The 20,905-nt window shown below is 44.4% G+C and carries 14 protein-coding genes; 4 read left to right on the forward strand and 10 right to left on the reverse strand.

The window, feature by feature from the left end; all coding sequences use genetic code 11:
- Positions 1–71: 71 nt before the first annotated feature.
- A complete protein-coding gene (locus AC0VYE_RS21235; RefSeq protein ID WP_475442809.1) occupies positions 72–1,940 on the forward strand; it encodes a squalene cyclase in 1,869 nt (622 codons plus the stop codon).
- A gap of 56 nt (positions 1,941–1,996) precedes the next feature.
- On the opposite strand, the gene gntK is transcribed toward AC0VYE_RS21235, so the two are convergent.
- The 6 genes from gntK to glgB form a co-directional block, all read right to left on the reverse strand.
- Positions 1,997–3,535, reverse strand: coding sequence for a gluconokinase (gntK, locus tag AC0VYE_RS21240; RefSeq protein WP_475442810.1), 1,539 nt, complete (start codon positions 3,533–3,535; stop codon positions 1,997–1,999).
- Between the two features lie 258 nt (positions 3,536–3,793).
- Complete coding sequence (locus tag AC0VYE_RS21245) at positions 3,794–5,779, reverse strand: glycoside hydrolase family 15 protein (protein ID WP_475442811.1); 1,986 nt, start codon at positions 5,777–5,779, stop codon at positions 3,794–3,796.
- On the reverse strand, positions 5,761–7,227 hold the full coding sequence (glgA, locus tag AC0VYE_RS21250) for a glycogen synthase GlgA (protein ID WP_475442812.1): 1,467 nt from the start codon (positions 7,225–7,227) through the stop codon (positions 5,761–5,763). Before glgA ends, AC0VYE_RS21245 begins: the two co-directional genes overlap by 19 nt.
- Positions 7,228–7,367: 140 nt before the next feature.
- The gene (gene glgD, locus AC0VYE_RS21255) at positions 7,368–8,480 is read right to left on the reverse strand and encodes a glucose-1-phosphate adenylyltransferase subunit GlgD (protein WP_076266918.1); all 1,113 of its coding nucleotides are present in this window, start codon (positions 8,478–8,480) and stop codon (positions 7,368–7,370) included.
- Entirely contained in the window at positions 8,477–9,643 is a 1,167-nt protein-coding gene (locus tag AC0VYE_RS21260) for a glucose-1-phosphate adenylyltransferase (protein ID WP_076266917.1), read from the reverse strand. The genes glgD and AC0VYE_RS21260 overlap by 4 nt, the downstream gene beginning before the upstream one ends.
- Before the next feature lie 16 nt (positions 9,644–9,659).
- A complete protein-coding gene (gene glgB, locus AC0VYE_RS21265; protein WP_475442813.1) occupies positions 9,660–11,567 on the reverse strand; it encodes a 1,4-alpha-glucan branching protein GlgB in 1,908 nt (635 codons plus the stop codon).
- Between the two features lie 698 nt (positions 11,568–12,265).
- Between glgB and AC0VYE_RS21270 the strand changes: the two genes are divergently transcribed.
- Positions 12,266–13,159 (forward strand): helix-turn-helix domain-containing protein, encoded by an 894-nt coding sequence (locus AC0VYE_RS21270; protein ID WP_076266914.1) that lies wholly within the window; start codon positions 12,266–12,268, stop codon positions 13,157–13,159.
- 2 nt (positions 13,160–13,161) lie between these two features.
- Here AC0VYE_RS21270 and helD read toward each other — a convergent pair whose 3' ends face one another.
- Entirely contained in the window at positions 13,162–15,489 is a 2,328-nt protein-coding gene (helD, locus tag AC0VYE_RS21275; protein WP_475442814.1) for an RNA polymerase recycling motor HelD, read from the reverse strand.
- 240 nt (positions 15,490–15,729) lie between these two features.
- Between helD and AC0VYE_RS21280 the strand changes: the two genes are divergently transcribed.
- Positions 15,730–16,455, forward strand: a complete 726-nt coding sequence (locus AC0VYE_RS21280) for a queuosine precursor transporter (protein ID WP_076266912.1) — start codon at positions 15,730–15,732, stop codon at positions 16,453–16,455.
- Between the two features lie 91 nt (positions 16,456–16,546).
- Here AC0VYE_RS21280 and AC0VYE_RS21285 read toward each other — a convergent pair whose 3' ends face one another.
- Together AC0VYE_RS21285 and AC0VYE_RS21290 are read right to left on the reverse strand one after the other, a co-directional pair.
- Positions 16,547–18,871 (reverse strand): alpha/beta hydrolase family protein, encoded by a 2,325-nt coding sequence (locus AC0VYE_RS21285; protein ID WP_475442815.1) that lies wholly within the window; start codon positions 18,869–18,871, stop codon positions 16,547–16,549.
- Positions 18,862–19,650, reverse strand: a complete 789-nt coding sequence (locus AC0VYE_RS21290; RefSeq protein ID WP_475442816.1) for an ABC transporter ATP-binding protein — start codon at positions 19,648–19,650, stop codon at positions 18,862–18,864. Before AC0VYE_RS21290 ends, AC0VYE_RS21285 begins: the two co-directional genes overlap by 10 nt.
- A 157-nt stretch (positions 19,651–19,807) precedes the next feature.
- On the opposite strand from AC0VYE_RS21290, the gene AC0VYE_RS21295 reads away from it, so the two are divergent.
- Complete coding sequence (locus tag AC0VYE_RS21295) at positions 19,808–20,437, forward strand: GTP pyrophosphokinase (protein WP_076266910.1); 630 nt, start codon at positions 19,808–19,810, stop codon at positions 20,435–20,437.
- A 47-nt stretch (positions 20,438–20,484) separates the two neighbouring features.
- On the opposite strand, the gene AC0VYE_RS21300 is transcribed toward AC0VYE_RS21295, so the two are convergent.
- Positions 20,485–20,901: a DUF4190 domain-containing protein gene (locus AC0VYE_RS21300; RefSeq protein WP_475442817.1), complete on the reverse strand. Its 417-nt coding sequence runs from the start codon at positions 20,899–20,901 to the stop codon at positions 20,485–20,487.
- Between the last annotated feature and the right edge of the window lie 4 nt (positions 20,902–20,905).

The raw sequence follows: 20,905 nt of genomic DNA on the forward strand, positions 1-20,905 counted from the left end.
ATCCTCGACTGTGCTTGCTGATTTGCGCATATATATTAAGCAACGACAGTTGCAAAGGATGATTGCGCCACATGGATATGAAACGAATCCGCGCAAGGATAGATGCAATGACGGAAGAGCTTATTCACCAGCAGTCGCAGGACGGCGCATGGCGGATGTGCTTCGATTCTGGGACGATGACGGATAGTTATTTAATCATTTTGCTGCGCCTGCTAGGCAGAGCAGATGAGCGTTTGATTCACATGCTTGCAGCTCGGATTGCCTCTAAACAAGAGGAAAATGGCGCTTGGAAGGTTTATCCTGACGAGTCCGAGGGCAATTTGGACGCAACTTCTGAGGCTTATTTTGCACTGCTTTATGCAGGTTACTACTATGAAGTTGATCCGCGTATGGTAAGAGCTAAGCAATTTATTCTGAAGCGCGGCGGTTTATCCGAGGCTAGATCCTTGCTCACGCAGGTTATCTTTGCCGCAACAGGTCAAGCGGAATGGCCGCGTATGCTGCGCATTCCGCTTGAAGCTTTTTTCTCCGATCTCGGAATCGGACTTGATCTATTCTCCCTCTCTGGTCATGCGCGTGTCCACCTTGTACCGACTATCATTATGGCAAACAAACAATTTGTCCGCAAAACGAGTACAATGCCCGAGCTTTATCAACTATTTGTTAACGACTCGCGCAAATTTTCGAATGATACCACCTGGATATCTGCGTTGAATGAATTTATATCCAGCTTGCCTTTATCCAGTCTGCTTCCACCCAGCTCCTCAACGTCGTATGAGAAGGCTGAAGCCTTTATGTTCGAGAGACTTGAGCCAAATGGAACACTTCTAACCTTCTCTACTGCAACAATATTGATGATTTTATCTTTGCTTTCGCTGGGCTACTCCACGGATTCACCCGCCGTAAATCGATTATTGGCAGGTATTCTTTCAGTCATGTGCGTTGACAGGCCTCATCTTCAAGTCGCATCTGCTGAAGTTTGGGACACCTCCATGCTGACTTACGCTCTGCGTGAAGCAGGAGCCTCTCCAAGCATGCCTGCCCTCGAGAAAGCTGGGGTTTATTTGTTAGCAAGGCAGCAGGTTCGTTTAGGAGATTGGACTAGACGTTTGCCGAACACTCCTGCAGGAGGTTGGGGATTCTCCAACGTAAATACGCTGTATCCAGATGTCGATGACAGCGCTGCTGTTCTGCGCGCAATTCGGCCTTACACTACCGAAGCAAATGGCTTACACGCCAACTGGCAACGAGGTTTAAACTGGGTGCTAGCGATGCGAAACGAAGATGGCGGCTGGCCTGCATTCGAACGCGAAGGCAACCAGCTGCCAGCCAGCTTCTTTACTTTTGAAGGCTCCTCTGACATTTCTACCGATCCTTCTACTGTCGACTTAACCGGCCGTGTACTTGGTTTTCTTGGGGATGAGCTGGACATGACAATCGGCCATCGCTGGCTTGATGATAGTGTGCAATGGGTGCTCTCCCAGCAAATGAGGGATGGTAGCTGGTACGGTCGCTGGGGTATTGCCTATACGCATGGGACAGGTGCTGCAATAAAAGGAATGACAGCAGTTGGGGTGCCAGACGACCATCCCGCCATTCAGAAGGGAATCAAGTGGCTGCTATCGATTCAAAATGAAGACGGCGGCTGGGGTGAGTCCTGCTTGAGCGACAAAGTAAAGCATTATGTCCCGCTCCATGCCAGCACCCCCTCTCAAACCGCTTGGGCGCTCGACGCATTAATCGCAGTTTATGCTAAACCTAATGCCGCAATGGAAAGAGGCGTAGAAGCATTGCTTCAATCACTTGAGCGACGAGATTGGACCTACACCTATCCAACAGGAGCAGCTCTTCCAGGCAGCGTTTATGTTCATTATCCGAGCAACAACTATATATGGCCGCTGCTTACGCTGTCGTCGATTTTGAAGAAATACGGCACGTAATACTATACGACTTAAAAACAGCCGGCATAGCTGCTCGGCTGTTTTTGCGATATGAATTAAACATATTTTTGTTGAAACGCTGCAATATTTGCGTATTCCTCGGTTAATAAACGAGAAACTCGGATGTAGATCCGCATGAGCTCGGCATAAATTTCAGCATTTTGTTTATTGGGCAAATGAAAATGCGAGCCTCCTACCATATCCGCAACGACGTCCAGCGAATCCACCTCGCCCAAGCTGTATAACCCCAAAATAACCGCGCCAAGACAAGAGCTTTCAATACTCTCAGGCACATGCAATTCTTGATCAAATATGTCAGCCATCATCTGGCGCCAAAGCTCTGACCTCGCAAAACCGCCTGTTGCTTGAATTTGAGTAGGTTTACCCGTTAATTCTTCAAGTGCCATGAGTACGCTGTATAAATTATAAATGACTCCTTCTAACGCTGCGCGAACTAAATGCTCTTTCTTATGATGCAGTCCCAGCCCAAAATAAGAACCACGCGCATTCGCATCCCAAAGCGGAGCACGTTCACCTGACAAATAAGGATGGAAAATAAGACCCTCAGAACCCGGTTTCGCCTTCGCAGCGAGCTCCGTCAGCAGCTCATAGGGATCGATACCTCTTTCTTTAGCCGTAATAACTTCTTCCGTACCGATCTGATCGCGAACCCAGCGAAAAATCATTCCTCCGTTATTCACTGGTCCCCCGATAACCCAGTGCTTCTCAGTTAAAGCATAGCAAAAAATTCGGCCCTTCGGATCAGTTACAGGCTTGTCCGTTATTGCTCGAATAGCACCGCTCGTACCGATTGTAACGGCAACTACGCCAGGCTTAATCGCATTGACACCCAAATTGGAGAGTACGCCATCACTAGCGCCTACAATAAATGGTGTGTTTGACTGCAAATTCATCTGCTTCGCAAACTGCTCTTCCAATCCCTCCAGCTTATACGTCGTCGGCACAAGCTCCGATAGCCGATCTGCCGTAACGCCAGCAACACGAAGAGCTTCCTCATCCCATCGCAAATTGTTCAAATGGAACAAGCCTGTTGCTGATGCAATCGAATAATCGATGACATAACGTCCGAACAGCTTGAAGAACACGTACTCTTTTATCGAAATAAATTTGTATGTACGATCAAATAACTCCTTATGATCATGACGCAGCCAGGTAAGCTTGGATAACGGAGACATCGGGTGAATGGGAGTGCCAGTACGCAAATAGATTTCATGGCCATTCCATTCATTTTTAATTTTATTCGTCCATTCGATACTCCGATTGTCTGCCCATGTTATGCATCTTGATATTGGCGTCCCTTCTTGATCCACAGCGATCACGCTATGCATAGCCGAACTGAATGAAACACATAAAATATCTTCTTGCTGCACGTTGCTTTTTGCAACAGCTTGACCAATAGTGCCTAAGACAGCATTAAAAATTTCATCTGGGTCCTGCTCCGCAATAGCTGGCGAAGGAGAATGCAGCGGATATTCAATACCATGGCTTGCGACTATGACACCATTGGCCGTAAAGAGTACTGCCTTCGTGCTTGTCGTTCCTATATCAACACCGATAACATATTTAGTACTCATCCTTGTACCTCCGCATACAATTGCCAAATCAACATCTGGCTTTATAATCATTTACCCTGTAATTGCTACAATATCGTTATTACCGTAATTATTCAACCCGTTTCTATACGAATGTACAGCATGTGATCAATAGATTGAGAAGTTATTCTTTTTTTATTCAGCGATTCTCTTTCGTGAAAAATAGAACAAAAAAGAACCTGAATGCGAGATTACAGCACTCAGGTTCTTCTTTTCATTTCGCTTCAAGTTATGAAAACTTTAAAGTAAACCGTTAGCCTCTGCTTCCAAACGAAGACGTTTATATTTCTCTGCGTATTTGCTCACGCTGTGTACGACGGTTGCATGCGACCAAGTTAGCGGCGCTACGGATAGCGGCGTTCCGTCGTAAGGATTAAGCTGCTCCGGCAGCAATCCGCTTTGCAGTGCATGATCAGATACCCATTGCAGCGTACTGCGCGGGCTTTCCAGCTCTTGAAGCGATTTGGCGGAATCAATCTCAAAGTTAGCTACCCATAGCGTACAAATAATCCAAGGGTTTCCTGGTACCTTGTCAATTTCACCTGTTTGCTGGAAATAATAATCGTTCGTATAACGGGCGATGCCTCCGATATGGGTTTTGACCTGCAGCCCTTCCTTGATGGCATGCATCGTCTGCACGACACGATAATCATCAACGGGAAGCACGCCAAATTCCAGAACGCCAAACAAGCTGCTCTCGAGCGTCATATCCTTCACCCAGCGATTATCCTTCTGAATAAGTCCTCTGGCGAATCGGCCGGTTTCTTCATCCCACAAATTAGTTACAATGCCATGTTTAATTGTTTCTGCTGTGCTTTTGTAAAGATCGCTGCGCTCATAATCACCAAATAGATCCGTGAAAAACGATGCAGCCATTAAACCGCCATATACAGATGCGGCGGTGTATGTCCAGATGCCGTAGCGCTCCTCCCACAAGTCATAGCTCGGTTTCGGCAGTGACAAGGAAGGCTCCATGTACGAGGTCAAAAAAGTAGCAGCCTTGCGAATCAGGTTGCTATATAAGGACTGCGGCAGCTCAATCACTTGATTCCGCGAGTAGTCCTTCCACAATGCGAATAACACGAGCGCGGTTTCATCCTCTTGAATAGGCAATCTTCTGCTGCCCTGCACGATATACGGATGCCAGCTTGAGCCGACTGTTCCATCTGGATTGTATTTGTGATACAAATACCCTTCAGGCGACAAAGCCTGTGCGCAAAAATGGAAAAAAGGAGCTATTACACTCTGATACCCTGCCATAGACATTGCATCTGCAATAAGAGCGCCGTCACGCGGCCACATATAGCTGTAATGGTCCCGATTGTATTGCAGGATATCCGTATCATTGGCAGCTAATATAGCGCCTCTTTCATCCACCTGTGTTCTTACGAGAAGCAAGCTTTGTTTGAACATCTTCACCACATCATGCGGCAGATCGCCAAGGTCTGATTCTGCTCGGCGAAGCCAGTGCTTCCAGTAAATAACCATCCGGCTAAGCAGCTTCTCCGGATGATTCTCCTGAACATACTGGTTCAGCTCTTTGACTTCCTCAAGATTTTGGCCGATTGACATCCAATAATAAATGGTTTTTTCGCTGTTTGGAGCAACGACGGTTCGGAAGCTGATCGTGCTGTCAACGGAACCCTGGGCAATCGAATTGCCCATAAGCACGCCGTCCTCCGCGTCGCGCCATGTTCCTTCAGCGGACTGGAACCTCTTGATTCCTGTAGAATACTGCGTCATGCCGCCTTCATCTGAGAAACCGTTGAACATAAAGTAATTATTGCGTTTGTAGTGATACAGCGTGTGATTTTCAGGATAATAAACAGCGGTATCTCCAACCTCTGTCCCGTCGATCATCAAGTCCTGATGGAAAAACAAGCGTACTTCTTTTGTATCATTCGTTTTATTACGAATGACTACCCGTTTGATATAAATGCATTCCCGCTGATGAATCCCGTCGTTCATATAAAGCTCGATGCCTAAACCATCGTGCTTAGCCGTAATATTCGTAACCAAAGAATCCTCAATATAATCTAGATCAAACTTCCATCCCGGCTCATCCAGCCAGCTAAAGGCACCTTCTACCCATACGCCTAAGCGGCAATATTGTCCGCCTACATGATTTAACTGCCCAACGAATGGATAATAAATATCCCGAATAAAACAATGTTGATCCAAATTAAGGAGCATCTTTCCGTTGCCGATTACAAGATGACGGGCCATGATTCTTCGTTCTCCTTTCGATGCGCTAAAAGTTGTGAGTAAACGGATATATAGGCTTTGGCAGACCGATTCCAGCTGTAATCCTCGTTGCTGCCATTACTCACGATTTGCTTCCAGACTTCCTGATTACGATAAAGAGCCAGCGCTCTGCGCACGGTATTCATATAGTCGTGCGCATTGTAATTCGTAAAGCTGAAGCCGTTACCTTCGCCAGTATATTCGTTATAGGCTTGTACCGTGTCCTTTAGTCCTCCTGTCTCACGGACAATCGGGACGGAACGATAGCGCAGCGCAAGAAGTTGACTCAAGCCGCATGGCTCGAATTGCGAAGGCATGGCGAACATGTCCGAGCCTGCATAAATTCGGCGTGCTAGTCTATCATCATAACCGATCCATACAGCAACCTTACCCGGATGACGAGAAGCGGCATCATTGAAAAATTGCTCATATTGCCAATCACCCGCACCCAATATTACAAATTGCACGTCTTCTTGGAGCAGTTCTTCAAATGTTGCCGTAATTAAATCAAAGCCCTTTTGCTCCACCAATCTTGAAACGATTCCGATAAGCGGTATATCTTCGGACTGCGGGAGCCCTAGCTCACGCTGGAGCTCCACTTTGTTTTTTCTTTTGCGATTCAAGGCATTTCGGAAAGGAATGGCAATAGCTTCGTCATTCATCGGATCAAACAGCTCATCATCAATGCCATTCACTATCCCAATTAAATCGCCTGAACGATACCGGAGCAAAGAATCCAGCCTCTCGCCGAAATAATCGGTTTGAATTTCTTGAGCATACGTACCGCTCACAGTCGTCAGCTTGTCGGCATACACGAGGCCGCCTTTCATACAGCTGCCTGCTCCATGAAATTCCAAGCTGTCCTCCAGAAACATATCATCACCGGCTCCAAGCAAATCCTTCAGGAGATCAATTCCAAATAAACCTTGATATTTTAAGTTGTGAATCGTAAATACGGATTTGGTATACGCCCAAGCCGGATCATAATAATATCTTGTCTTTAGGAGAAACGGAATGATTCCCGTTTGCCAATCGTGGCAATGAACGATATCCGGATGGAATTCCATATACCGTACCGCTTCCATCACAGCAAAGCAGAAGAATACAAACCTTTCCGCATCATCCCCGTAACCATAAAGCCCATCTCTTTTAAAATAAAACTCGTTATCGATTAAATAATAAGTAATGCCGTCAAACTCCGCTCTAAGCAAACCGCAATATTGATTGCGCCAGCCAAACGACACGTTAAAATGAGTGACAAGCTCAAACTGCAAGGTAAGTGCAGCAGGAATTTGTGCATACTTCGGCAATACGACTCTGGTATCAACGCCCCGCTTATTCAGCGCCTTGGGGAGCGCCCCTGCAACGTCGGCGAGACCGCCAGTCTTCGCAAGCGGTACAGCTTCTGAGGTTGCGAACAAAATGTTCATAGGATTCTCCTTTCTCATGGACGCCGCATCAGCAATGCATGAACCCAACTGGAATCTGATTTTATTTTCCGATCGTGGTAAATTGCATTTTTTCGCGGCAAATAAAAGTTTGAATAGGATGAGCGTAACGATTGCTTATATTAAATAATTTTCCGTTTTCCTGCTAAGAATGGCGAGCTTGCCGCTCCCCTAATATCACGATCCGCTTCAACGCGGACGTCTTTGTCCAAAATACTGTGCTGTAAAAAGCTATTTTCTCCGATAACGCCATTTTGCATAACGATGCTATTGCTTACGATAGCGCCCTTCTGTACATGTACGCCGCGGAAAATAATGCTGTTCACTACGGTACCTTCAATACGGCAGCCGTTTGCAATTAACGAATTCGTAACTTTGGAATTACCCAAATACCGGGCAGGCGGCTCATCCTTAACCTTCGTAAATATAGAACCCGGCTGATAAAATAGTTCCTTCCAAACATCCGGATCTAATAAATTCATATTATTGCGATAATAGCTGCTAAGCGTATTAACTACACCCAAATATCCCTCATACATATACCCATATACATTAAGCTGATTCAATCTAGAGAATATCGCGTGGCGAACCAGATGATCCTGGCCTTGAGCAAGCGAGGTCTCTACTAATTCCATCAGCAGCTCTTTGCGCATAACGTACATTTCCATAGAATTGATGTCACTAGACATCCGGCCATAGTGATCTTGAATGGCAGTGATTCTGCCTTCGTCATTCAACTTCACTTTACGAGCTTTGCCCATTAATATATCAGCCTGCTGCTTGCACACAACGGTGATGTCAGCTTCCCGCTCCAAATGAAAATCGATAACCTTCTCGAAATCGATATTGCAAACCATGTGGCTGCGTGTAATGACAACATAGTCGAGTGATGACCGATTAAAATAATCACGCTGTTGATAGAAATGATACAAATCTCCGCGGCTAATTTCTTGAATGTCGTCTGTTGCTGGCGGTAGCACAAATAATCCGCTTTGACGATGCTGCAAATCCCAATGTTTTCCTGAACCCAAATGATCCATAAGTGAGCGGTATTTCGTATGCGCAAAAACGGCAACCTTGGAGATTCCCGAGTTAACCATGCTCGACAGTACAAAATCAATCAAACGATATCTCGCGCCAAAGGGGACAGTAGCAAGGCAGCGGCTTTGTGTTAAATGTTCCAGCTCGTCAGTTTCATGAATTAAATTGATGACGCCCATGACTTTATGCTTCATGAGTGCTCCACCTCCTGCAGCAAATGTTCGTTCGTCACATATTGATCCACTGCTATAACGGTAATGGCATCATCATCTGGGCTTCCAATCGTTACACCTGCTTGAATGACGGCTCCTTCGCCAATAATCGCTCTATAAATGCGTGCGCCTTCACCTATTCTTACATTAGGCATGACGACTGATTCCGTAATGACTGTGTTTTTGGCTGCTTTGACGCCATAGAACAATACCGAGCGATCAACAACCCCTTCAATCATGCACCCTTCTGTTATTAAAGAAGAAGAAACCTGTGCACTAGCGCCAATATGTTGTGCTGGTTGATTTGGACTTACCGAATAAATGCGCCAATCGGCATCGGCAAGCTCAAGCGGAGGTTCATCAGCAAGTAAATCCATATTCGCTTCCCATAAACTCTCGATTGTACCAACATCTTTCCAATAGCCCTTGAACGGATATGAATGCAGCCGTTTCCCGTCTCTCATCATGGCTGGAATAAGATCCTTGCCAAAATCGTGACTGGAGCTGCGGCTTGCTTCATCATAAATCAAATACTTTTGGAGCTCGGACCATGTGAAAATGTATACGCCCATGGAAGCGATGTTGCTAGTCGGGTTTTTCGGTTTTTCCTCAAAAGCCGTAATTCGATCCTCATCATCGATATGCATAACACCAAAACGGCTTGCTTCTTTCCAATCTACCTCAATCCCGGCAATCGTCACGTCTGCTCCTGAACGCTTATGATGCTGGAGCATTAAATCATAATCCATTTTGTAAATGTGGTCTCCTGAAATGATAAGAACATACTCAGGATTGTAAGGTTCAATAAAGGACATATTTTGATAAATTGCATTTGCCGTGCCTTTATACCATACGCCGCCCTTTTGTTTCATAAATGGCGGCAAAATGGTCATGCCGCCATCGCGGCGGTCAAGTCCCCATGGACTGCCAATGCCAAGATAACGATTGAGCTCCAGCGGTTGATATTGCGTTAGTACGCCCACAGTGTCAATTCCCGAGTGTGCGCAATTGCTTAACGTAAAATCAATTATTCTGTATTTACCGCCAAAATAGACTGCAGGCTTAGCTAAATCCTTTGTTAGCACGCCCAGCCTTTTCCCTTCGCCTCCTGCAAGCAGCATAGCGATCATTTCTTTTCGGCCCATGGACACCAACTCCCTCTCAAATTGTGTTCCCCGGATCTAAGCTGAAGATCTGGAATGTCAGGGGGGGTAAGTGAAGCGTAATGCTTTGATTGTGACCGTGCCAAGCGACGTTTTCACTGGTGTAGCCTTGTGGTGCCTGTGTTACCGTTCCGCCAAATGGCTTCTCATTGCTATTTATTAAAGAGCTGTAGAAACCTGGCTCTGGAACACCAATACGGAACTGTTTGTAATCGTTCCTAGAAAAATTAGCAATAACAACGGAGAAATCAGTATTTCCGCGGCGGATAAAGGATATGACGGATTGTGCTGCATTATGAACATCAATCCATTCGAAGCAATCCGCCAGGCTGTCTCTCTCCCATAATGAAGGCTGATCAGTATAGATATGATTAAGTGCTTTCACATAATGGTGCATACTACGATGCATATCATATTCGAGCAGCATCCAATCCAGCATGTCGGCGTCCTTCCATTCATCGAACTGCCCCCATTCACTGCCCATAAACAACAGCTTCTTACCAGGATGCGTAATCCAATAGCCGTAGAACAAACGTAATTGTGCAAATTTCTCTTCGTAGCTTCCAGGCATTTTGTTTAGCAAAGAACGTTTGCCGTGGACAACTTCATCGTGCGATAGAGGCAATACATAGTTTTCCGAAAAAGCATAAAGGAGTGAAAATGTAATGAGATGGTGATGATGCGAACGTTCAGCCGGATCCAGTGCCATATAACGCAGCATATCGTTCATCCAGCCCATATTCCATTTAAAATTAAATCCGAGGCCGCCTTTGTAGGTTGGCGATGTAACAGCGGGCCATGCGGAAGAATCTTCTGCGAGCATCAAAGTATCGGGGTAATAATGAAACACGGTTTCATTAAGCTTCTTAAGGAAGCGGAGAGCATCTAGGTTGTCTGGGCCGCCTAGGTAGTTGTATGTATGCATTTCCGGCGGTTTGTCCATGTGTAAATTGATCATGCTGGCGACAGCGTCAACACGCAACCCATCAATGTGAAATAAATCCATCCAGTAAATGGCGTTTGAAATAAGAAAGCTGACAACTTCTTTTTTCTCGAAATCGAAGGCAAGCGTCCCCCAGAGCGGCTTCTCCGCTCGATTGGCATCTGCCCCTTCAAAAATAGGTGTACCGTCAAAAAGTCGCAGCCCATGATCATCTTTGCAGAAATGTCCGGGAACCCAATCCAATATAACACCGAGTCCATGTTGGTGGCATTTATCTACAAATCGCATCAGCTGCTTCGGAGATCCGTAACGACTCGTCGCTGCATAAAAGCCCGTAATCTGATAGCCCCAAGATTGATCTAGAGGATGCTCAGACAGCGGCATAAGCTCGATATGCGTATAACCCATTTCAGCTGTATACGGGATCAAGTCATCTGCTAATTCCTCGTACGTGTAATAATCCTCTTTGCCTTTAATTTTCCACGAACCTGCATGCACCTCATAAATGAGCAGCGGGTTCGTGTATGGAGGAAGCTCGCGCTTCCTCTCCTGCCACTTTGCATCATCCCATTTGTAGCCTTCTAAATCTGAGACAATAGATGCCGTTCCTGGCCGACGCTCTGCAAAGAAAGCGTACGGATCAGCTTTTCTAATGATTTTGCCTTCTATGGTTACAATCTCATACTTGTATAATTCGCCTTCACCAATGCCAGGGACAAACAAGCTGTAAACGCCAGTCGTTCCAATCCTTGCCATTGCATGCCGATTGCCAATCCATTTATTGAATTTGCCTATAACCCGAACCTCAGCTGCGTTTGGTGCCCAAACTGTAAATCGAACACCTTTTTTACCATCCAATTGAACACGGTGCGCACCCATAAAACGGTAGCTGTGGTATGAACTTCCTTCGTTGAATAAATAAAGATCTTTTATGGATAATCCGATAGGTGCCGTTTGAACCATTCTTGGTTTCACCCCCTGTTGGATGATTAATTACAAGTACTTTAATCATCTGAACACGAATCACTTTATCCACATTATACATGGTTTTGAAAAAAAACACAGTCGTTTTCATAGATTTCGACAATAATAATTAATCCATGTCAGATTACGTAACATCAATCTTTTTCCGGACTCAGCGTTCGCTGTATGTAATAATGTTTAGCACAAAAACCTTTCGTTTTTGAGAGTTGAGTACATTTAATCCATTTGCAATTTGTAATTTGTTTCACTCTGCGCGGTCTTACAATGGAAGGATCACCGTGACGCAGCAAACGTTGGTGGTGCATTGCACATAAATCTTTGGCTTTGATCGGCTTCGTACAGTTTTCTATGATGCAATGGTTCATATTCTGTCTCCCCTGTGTGTTAGCCTGCTGCTCTTTTTTTCCACTTGAGGCTGTCTGCTTTCATATTATCGGGAAACCGAATGAGAATAAAGCCTGCTGGCGGAGTGTTACAGGTGATTTTGAATCAACTTATGACTATTTGCACCATAAAGGTATCGTTTCAGCGATCAAGTTTAATTAATTAAACTTATGAAACACTTTTGAAACATAATACGAAATGCCAAATTCATTGACTTGTTTGTTTAGAACGACTATTTTATACTTTTATTTGATTATAGGGTCGTGGAATGGGTTTAAGAGGAGTGTTTCGTATTGTCGGTTTACAATCATATTTTTCAAATCATGAATCAGCCTATGCTGCTAATGAGTCAAAATGAAATAGAGGTGCGCATAGAGGATGCGAACCAAGCTTTCCTTAGGTTATGCGGTTATACGCTAAAAGAGCTGCAATCCAAAAAAAGCAGCTATTTGCTTCATAAATACAAGATCAACATTTCAAGGCAAGTGATGAGAAGCGAAGTTATTATTTACACCAAATCGAAACGAAAAATTTCTGTACGCATTGACCTGCAGCCTTTGCCAAGGAGCATTGATAATAAACTCCTTTATGCCTTCATTATATTCGAAGATCTATCACCATACAATTGGATTGAACAGCAAGCAGAAAGAAATAAAGTGTTGATCAGCGGAATTATTGATAGACATCATCATGTGCGTTTTCTAAGAGACAGGCTTGCTCCCTTTCAAATTGAGCCTAACCAGCAAATGCAGGACGAAACGCTGCTGCAATTTATTGCGGAAACGGACCATGGTAAAATTTTAAAAATAATACAAGAGGCTCACCTGCAAAAAAAAGAGCGGAGTCTTACGATTAAGACAAGCAAGCTAAGCGGAATCGAGTTTGAGTTGTCCGTTTCGTTTACACCTATCATTGACGGATTTGGCGACGTGCTTGAGTTTGCATTCGTCATCTGGGATCTGCGTCCTGTCGATGATTGTATCGAAGCTTCGATGAAACTGCGCATATGGATGGCCAAAAGAGATATAACCGTCGGTTATCTATCCTCATCTACCGGTATTTCCATTCAAACCATTTCCAAGCTCCGCAACGGGAAAATACTGAAGCCCCAAAGACTTACAGCAGAGCTGATAGCTTCGGAGCTTCAAGTGGATGTTCATGAAATTTGGTCAGAGATTAGAAAATAAGGTTATTTGATGAACGGCGTGAGCTCTCCCGTATGGAAAATATGGAGCTCATGCATCGCTCTCGTACACGCCGTGTAAAACAGCTTTCTTTCGCTTTCGCGTGAATAGATTTCATTGCTTGCATTGCTAATGACAACTGCATCAAACTCGACGCCCTTGGCTAAATAAGTAGGAATCACAATAATTCCTTTTTCAAACGTAACGGTTTCCTTCTCTACAAGGCGGAGCTTAGGAAAGTATGGCTGCAAAGATGCATGCATGCGTTTGCTTTCTTCCGCCGTTTTACATATGACCGCAATCGATTGATAACCGCCCAGCAGCAGCTGATTCATTCTCTCCTGCATTCCCTCTATGAGTTGCATTTCGCTATCTGCTTTAGTGATTGTTGGCTCAGCGCCATCTCGGTTGAAGGCCTCGATTTGATCACCCCCTTCAATCATCCGGCTCGTGAATGACACAATCGGCTTCGTCGAGCGATAGCTTCTTGTTAAAATGATCTTCTCCGTCTCCTCCTCGCTATAGAGCTCAGATAAGGGCTCAAAACCATTACCTGTTACAGCGTGAGCAAATATGGACTGATTGAGATCACCCAGCACGGTCATTTTGCAGTTGGGAAAAATACGTTTTAAATAGTGATATTGAAAAGGTGAATAGTCCTGCGCTTCATCAATAAATAAATGTTTAACCAATGTATTCGTTTGAAATCCTTCAAGCTTTTCTTTTAAATATAAATACGGAGTAGCATCCTCATAATAAATCTCTTTCTGATTGAGCTTTGCAATCGTTTGCTCACTAATTTCATTCCATTTTTCAGGCAATTGATGATCGCTGTTTTTCAATCGCTCCAACATATTCGCATTATCCTCGAATAGTCTCTTATAAATCGCAGGCACATCCAAAAACAATAATTGCTTCACTCGTCTGCGCAGCTTCTTGAATTTTTTCTGTACAACCATCGCGGCTAAATAATCACGTTCGGCGTCAAAATCGTCAAATGTATTTCCTGCAAAATGTTTTTTCCGTTCCAGTTCTTCAAATGCCTTCGCATAAGCCTCTTGATCTAGAAGCTCGATCTGTTCCTGAACCCAGTCCTGATCACGTTCTTCGCGGCTTAACCGCGTCAGCTCTTTCAGAATCCATTCCGCCGTAAGACGTATCCGGTTTCCAATGGAAGACGAACGCTCCAAACTGTAAAACTGCTCCGAGATTGCTGCAGCAGAAATCAATTTTCGTCCCATAAACGTAATTGCTTTAAAAGCTAGCCCCTCTTGACCAAGCTCGGCAGCATAATGATCAATCAAATGCATAAACGAATTGCTTGATTTATAAGTAATTCCAGCTATTCTCGCATCATAGCCTTGTTCATTAACCGCTGCGAGCGTATATTCCATTTGTGAGAATGGGTCCTCTAAGGCAAACGTTTGTCCAAGCCTGTGCTCGAGATACTGCTGATAGGTCGTTTGCTGCATATTTTGCTCGCCAAGCTCAGGCAATACGGTCGCCACATAACTGTTGAACATTGGGTTTGGTGAGAATAAAACGATTTGGTTCGCATTTAACCAGCCGCGATACCGATAAAGCAAATAGGCCACTCGTTGAAGCGCGGCTGACGTTTTTCCGCTGCCCGCAGCTCCTTGAACGATAAGAAGCCTAGCGCGCTCGTTGCGAATGATACGATTTTGCTCACGCTGAATCGTAGCTACAATACTTTTCATTTGGGCATCAGACTGCTTGCCTAACACTTCCTGAAGCAGCTCATCCCCGATCGTGACTCCCGTGTCGAACATACTGCGAATTTCAGCATCACGAATAATAAATTGACGCTTAAGCGACATTTCGCCTTTAATCGATCCGCTTGGCGTTTCGTACTGCACAGGACCCGGGCCATAATCGTAATAAAGACTCGATACGGGAGCCCGCCAGTCATAGATAAGGTACTCATATCCGCTATCATCCAGCAAGGAGCCTACACCTAAATAAATCGGCTCTGATTCGGACTGCCCCTCCTCCTGAAGATCAATTCGACCGAAGTATGGAGAATGCTCAAGCTTATAAAGTGTTTTTAGCTGTTCCTCAGCATGGCGGTGGCTTCTTTCACGCTCTGAGAGTACCTCTGCTTGCTGCTTCATGCTGGCATGCGACTCTGCTGATTCCGCCGCATCCTCAAAATTTAGTGTTACATCATCCCAAAAATTACGTCGGAAATCAACGATATCCTCGCGTATGCCGCCCAGCTGATTGTTGAATTGTTCTATCCGAGTGCGGATGAGATCCGTCACGTCAATGACACGCTGCTGCTCTTGTTCCAATTGTTCGTTAGAATTAGTCACTTTACCACTCCTTAACTATTAGTAAGGTTAACCAAGTCTTTGGCATACCATGTTTTAAAACGTAACATCCATTTTACCATCTTCTGCCGCCTAAATGAAACAACAATCAAAAGTTATTGCTCCGCTCCTAAGAAGCGTTTATAATGACAAAGGCAGAAAAACAACTCAGAAGTCTTATCAGTCAAGCAATTCGCGGTTCGAAAACTCCCGCGTTATCAAAACTAGGAGGTAACAAGCAACATGTTTAATTTATGGTTTGGCGCGATCTTCATGCTCGTGCATTTTTCGTTATTTCTTCTTTCGTATCGTTTTTTTGGCCGGATAGGCATTTACGCTTGGATAGGAATGGCTACCGTGTTAGCCAACATTCAAGTCGTCAAAACAATCGATATCCATGCCTTCGGCATGATTATTGCTATAACGCTTGGCAATACGATGTACGGAACTATCTACTTGGCGTCAGACCTTCTTAATGAAAAGTATGGCGAGAAAGCGGCCAAAAGAGCCGTTTGGTTCGGATTCTTCACGCTTATTACTTCGACCATTATTATGCAGATGGCGCTTCTTTTTAATCCGTTAAATGAAGAATTTCCTCTGCAGGTTCAAGGTGCTATGGAAACGTTATTCGGTCTAATGCCAAGAATTGCACTAGCAAGCTTATGCGCATATTTTGTGAGCCAATTTTTGGACGTCAAAATTTACTCTACTTTAAAACGTTTATGTCCGGCTCCTAATCAGCTCTGGATTCGTAATAATGGGAGTACTATGGTAAGTCAGCTAGTCGATACGTTCATATTTTGCACCATTGCTTTTGCAGGCGCACCAGGCTATAGCAGCAAGCTTTGGCTCTCAATTTTCTTATCGACTTATGTCATCAAATTTATCGTATCCCTTTGTTCGACACCATTCTTATATGCTGCAAGAAACTTTACCTTTAAAGAAGAGAAGGAAAGTCTTCCGGGCTGATGCCATCTGGACAAGCTCGTAACTTATGATTCATATAAGGTTGTAAAAGCGGGATGCCAACTGCCAGGCATCCCGCTTTCCTATTTGCTCGCTATGATGTAAACCCAATATCATCAATCATTACTTTTCCTGGTCCACTTACAAAACGAAACGTAATTCGGCTAATCTCATCCGCTTTTATCGCTAATTCGTCTGAGCTGAACAGCTCAAGCGGCAGTGTGTAGGTTTGAAATATGGGCTCCGAAGATTCTTTGTATTTCTCATCCTTAATGCGCTCCTCCAGCCAAGGAAAAGCCATAAAAGCAGTATACGTTGGCGGCGCCACAGGCATAACTTTATCTAAGCCTAGCTCTATACTCTCGCCTTCAGTCGTCGTAAGCTCAATCTCTATGACCGGCAGCGGCGGCGGTTCAGTGAGTTCTAATGCGTTATTAGCAGCACCCGCTTTGTCTTTATCCTCAACAGCAATCAAATCACGTTCAAGATTTGCCATCGAAAATACAAGATTGCCCTCCGTTATTTCTGCGGCTTGATCAATCGTTTTTGGCGATAATTCCAAAGCATATTCCGCCCCAGGCTCCGACCATTCCAGCTCGATTCCTTTTGTACCTTTGTTTTTCCCATCGCGGTCTTCGGCTGATGCGATGCTCCAATCGATCATTCCAGCAACGCTCGCCTTGCCGCCATTTTTCAGAGCTGTTTTTTGCTTGCCATCATCATACCTTGCAATCTCTGTAAAATCGGACGATTCAAACCGATTGGTATACGCTGTATTTGGCAGCCAATCAAGTCCAGAGCGATAATCTTCAAAAAGCTGCTTATAGCTGTTTTCACCCAGCAAAGTAGCTTGCAAAAATGCCGATACATAAACTTTGGAAACTTGACGCTGGTCCTCAGCTGCAAGCAGCTCCTTACGACTCAAGAATAGACCTCCCGGCGGACGCTCATCCATTCTCCCCCAGTCAGAATTAAATTGACTGTGATTAGCATCCGCGATATAAAGAGCTGCCTTAAACTTATCCGTTGACTCTTGGAACTTCGTTCTGCTGTACTGTCGATCACCGTAAAAATTGTTTACATCCGCATCTCGCGCCCCTTGAAGCGTCAAGTAATTTACATCGGTCAGCTGAGCCGATTTATTATCGACTTGCTTATCTGTTGGGGCGATTGCCACAACAGACTCGATTACAACATCATTCAAGCTCTCTAATGTTTTGTCGCCTTTAAACCAGCGATCCGCATCCGAAGCCATAGCTACTGCTTGGCCGCCGCGGGAATGACCAATTAATGCAACCCTGCTTAAGTCAACTTTTCCGGTAAAAGGATTGCCGACTTCTTCGTTCAACTGTTTAATTTGCTGCAAATGCTTAAGGAGTACCCAAGCGCGTACCTTCATATCATTATTAGGTATACCAGACCAAACGGAATAGTTTAAAAAATTCTCATCTACTGAAATGGCTATTATGCCTTGGCTAGCAAGCAGCTCTCCCAAATAGCCATAACCCCCATCAGAGAAATCCTCCATCAAATGATTGCCATGTACGATAAGTGCAATTGGATACGGTCCTTCGCCCTCCGGCATCCAGACACGGCCATTTAAAGGCAGATCATGCTCGTTAAATCCCCAAAATTTTGTTTTCAGTTTTGACCATTCTGTAATATAAGCTGAAGCATCAACTGCCGTGGATCGAACATCAACCTCTTTGCCGAAAATGACTCTATGCTTATCCAGCCCGCTTCCGTAAGTGAAAGCCTGAAATGCAAACTTCCCATTCTCAGCTGGATCAGGCGCATTTATTGTATTAAGAATGGAATCACTGTCCAACGCGACGTCAGCCGTTTGAGACATAGCAGCAGTTCCTGGCCAATAAACAAACAGATAGCTGATCGCTGCAACTGAAGCTGCTCCCACCATAACCAAAAGTTTACTCCGTCGCTTTATTTTTAACTTTAAGAGGATACCGAGCAAACAGCCCGCAGCAGCCCCTATTATGGTAAAAGCAATCGCAATGATAATCGACATGAGTATACCAAGCTCAGCATAATACAAAATCAGATAAGCCTCTATCGAAGCGTATGTCCATACAGCCGCAAGTCTGCGTGGTATTGGTAAATACAACATTGAATATATAAATGATAGCAAGTTTGCTGCTAGACTCATAGCAACGATATTCAAAATTAAAAAAAGTAAAATATCAATGGCCGTACCAAGTCCAGTCGGCATGCCAAGCGCGGCTGCCGTCATCGCTAGTGACGCAAATAGAGCTGTGCTTCCTGTAGCAATTCTCGCTATATAATGATCTCGATCATTCCTAAGCTCAAATCGATTTTTTAACCAAGCCATTATTTTTTTCCATCTTTTTGGCTCAGGAGGCTGCTGCAGCTGAAACTGCGGCTCTTGCAATACTAATTCCATAAATCCCCCTCAACAGTAATCCAGTTTCGGCTATTACGCTTCTCGATATGGACAGGCACTCCAAAAAAATTACTCATAAGTGCGGATGTCAGCACCTCAGAAGTGTCATTTGCTGCAAACACCTTCCCCTTCTTAATTAAAAGCGTTTTTGCAAAGCAAGGCAATATCTCTTCCACGTGATGGGTCACGTAAATAATGGTAGGAGCATTCTGCTCGCCTGCCACAGCAGCTATCATTTGGAGCAGCTGCTCGCGTGCAAATACATCAAGGCCTGTACATGGCTCATCCAGTATTAACAGCTTCGGAGAAGCCATCAGCGCCCTTGCGATCAACACTCGCTGCTTCTCTCCTTGTGACAGCGTGTTGTAGGTTCGCTCCATTAAAGCTGTACAGCCAAGCGTTCTCATTAATTCTTCTGCTTGGATCATGTCAGCAGAATCGGTTTGATCATATAGTCCAATTGTTGCAAATTTGCCGCTAAGAACAATTTTCAGAGCAGTCTCAGAGCCATATAGCTTTTGCTGCAATGAAGTACTAACCCAACCAATGCTTTTTCTCAGCTCGCGCAAATCAAATTCTCCGAATTTTTTTCCAAGAACCGCCATACTGCCTTCAGAAGGCCATATATAGCCGTTAATCATATTCAGCAATGTTGTTTTGCCAGACCCGTTCAGTCCAAGCAAACACCAATGCTCACCTTCGTTTACTTTCCAGCTTATTTGTTCCAAAATTTTATTGTTATTTTGTTCCCACGATACGTTATGAATGTCAATAATCATGATTAACTCTCCCGTCTGTTGACTTTTAAGTATGCTATAAATTTGACTTGGCATATAATATCGACCATTATAATAATACAACGATTCTCGCTTATGTCGAAACCGTTCCAGCTAATAATCACATATATATAATTGTTATATCAGGAGTGATCTGCGTATGAAAACGAATCAACTAAAGCAATGGGCTCATTTTTTTCTGACTTATAAATTTGCGCTCGATGCTGTAGAAACAAAACTTAACATTCTAAATGAAGAATTTCAATTTATTCATGATTACAATCCGATCGAGCATATGAAGACCAGAATCAAAGCGCCAGAGAGCGTTATGCAGAAGCTTCAGCGCAAAGGGCTCCCTATTACTCTTGAGGATGCCAAAGAGCATATCCGGGATATTGCTGGTGTACGCGTAATCTGTTCCTTCTCTACCGATATTTATCAAATCGTCGACATGATTAGCAAGCAAAGCGACGTGCGTGTCGTTGAGCTCAAGGATTATGTCATCAATCCGAAGCCAAATGGTTATCAGAGCATTCATTTGCTAATTGAAATACCGGTCTTCCTTACCGATCGAACCGAAAATGTGCTTGTAGAAATTCAAATTAGAACGATTGCCATGGATTTCTGGGCAAGTCTCGAGCATAAGATCTATTATAAATTCAATGAGCAAATTCCGCTACATATACAACAGCAGCTCAAAGGCTCTGCCGATATGATTCATCTCCTGGATCGGGAGATGCTCGCTTTGAATGTGGAAGTACAGAAGCACCGTGAGCAAGCTCTAAAATAAAAAAAGCTCCCTCCCGATTTACCGGGAAGGAGCTTTTTTTTATTCGGTTAGGTGATCGCGTAATAAAAAGGGACGATAATTAAATTTAACATTAATGCAATAGCTCCGATCGCCATAGACCAACCGCCTAGTCCGCGTGCGCCTTGTCGGTATGCTATAAAACCAAGTACGACTGATGTTGCACCAATGAGTACAGGCCATAGAAACCAAGACGCAATTGCAAACACAAGTGATACCCATCCAAGAGCATAACCTCCGGACTCGGCATCTACCCGCTCTTCTCTCTCCTCATAACGGTCTTCTCTGCGCTCTGTATGAACCGCTGGATTGTTGATTGCAAAATCAGCAGCCATTTCTTCATTTACATCAATCAAGCGATCCGTCCCCACAACTGGATGGCTTGTTCGTTCAGATCGATCTCGATCATCCAACATTGATTTATAATCGTCTTCATATTTACCCATCGAC

Source organism: Pristimantibacillus sp. Z349TD_6, from assembly GCF_056173205.1.